This window comes from Parasulfitobacter algicola (assembly GCF_013315265.1).
Classification (GTDB): domain Bacteria; phylum Pseudomonadota; class Alphaproteobacteria; order Rhodobacterales; family Rhodobacteraceae; genus Parasulfitobacter; species Parasulfitobacter algicola.
In genome coordinates this window covers 1-1,342 of the sequence record NZ_JABUFE010000044.1, presented here as the reverse complement: position 1 = coordinate 1,342, position 1,342 = coordinate 1, and the positions used below count along the sequence as shown (strand labels likewise).

Sequence of the window (1,342 nt, the reverse complement as noted above, 5' to 3'; positions counted from 1 at the left end):
TGTTCTCTAATCCGTCAATGTCTGTTTTCCAAAATTCCTGTTTGTCGATGTCTGAGGTTACCTTTGTTCTCTTCGAACTCTGAGGTTCATGATGGGGTTGGCTGGGTGTGGGTCGGCAAGGTGGAAACCGCAATCATGCCGTTTGTGATGGCTGTTGCTACAGAATCGACGCCGTGTCCTACGCCCTCCCTCGGGCATCGTTCCCGTCGGGAACTGGAGTTTGGAATCCTCGTTCGTTGTTCTCAGTGATTTTTATGCAATCTGGAATTCAGTTTGATCACGCATCATGGCGTGAAGGATGATTGCAAGACGTCTGGCCAGGGCCACGCGGGCCTTTCGCATTGTTGAACGTGCGCCTACTGCGAGCGCCCATTTCTTGAGTTTGAGTTGCCCGGCATACCTTGTTAGCATGACATTGGCCGCTTCGTACAAAAGCGTTCGTACTCTCGTATCTCCCCGCTTTGAAATGCTGCCGATATAGTCGATCTCTCCAGACTGATGTCGCCGCGGAACAAGCCCGAGATACGGCCCGACATCGCGGGATTTTTTGAACCGCATTGGGTCATCGATTGCGGCGGCAAATGCTAAAGCCGTGATCGGCCCGAAGCCGGGGACGGTCATGAGGCGTGCGCAGGTTTTGGACTTACGAGCCATCTTTTTGACATCGGCATCAATTGCTGCGACTGCCGCCAGTATCGCTTCGCGCGCCGCAAATAACCCATTTAATGCAGCATGAAGGCCCGGGACGCCGTCGCTGACTTTCAAAGCCGCATCTTTGAAGGCGGGTGAGAGCGCCCGTGGCAGACGCACGCCAAATACGACGACCAGGCCACGGATCTGATTGTCGATCGTCACCCGCTGGCCGACCAGCTTTTTGCGCGCCGCGATCAGCGACCGGATCGCATGCGCCGACAGCGATTTGACATGGGTCGGTTTGTAAAACCCCGTTCGCGCCAGATGGGCCAGGCCACGCGCGTCATTGCGATCTGATTTATGTCCGGCCAGGGATTTAAGAGCTTGATAGGCTTGTCTGCTTTCAATGCACTGGACTGGGATGCCACATTCAGTAAGCCCATGATATAGCATCGGTGCCATCCTACCCGTCTCGAACACAACACCGGCGCAGGCCGGGCCAGCGGCCAGAAAATCATTGATCGCATCTGGCGAAGAACGCGCCTGACCTTCGCGCACCAACGTGCCGTCGCGATCCAGCACACAAATATGCGTCTCTTCCATCGAGACATCTAAACCAGCAAAATACTCCATTTATCAGCTCCTCCATTTGGTTGCTGGCACAGTGTACCATTCGAATTGCAGAGCCAGATTACGCCATGTGGAAAAA

1 protein-coding gene is annotated in these 1,342 nt (G+C 54.5%); it reads right to left on the bottom strand.

Annotation, left to right across the window (positions count from 1 at the left end; translation table 11 throughout):
- Positions 1 to 252: 252 nt before the first annotated feature.
- Positions 253 to 1,266 (bottom strand): IS110 family RNA-guided transposase, encoded by a 1,014-nt coding sequence (locus HRQ87_RS19945; protein WP_174140202.1) that lies wholly within the window; start codon positions 1,264 to 1,266, stop codon positions 253 to 255.
- Positions 1,267 to 1,342: the final 76 nt, after the last annotated feature.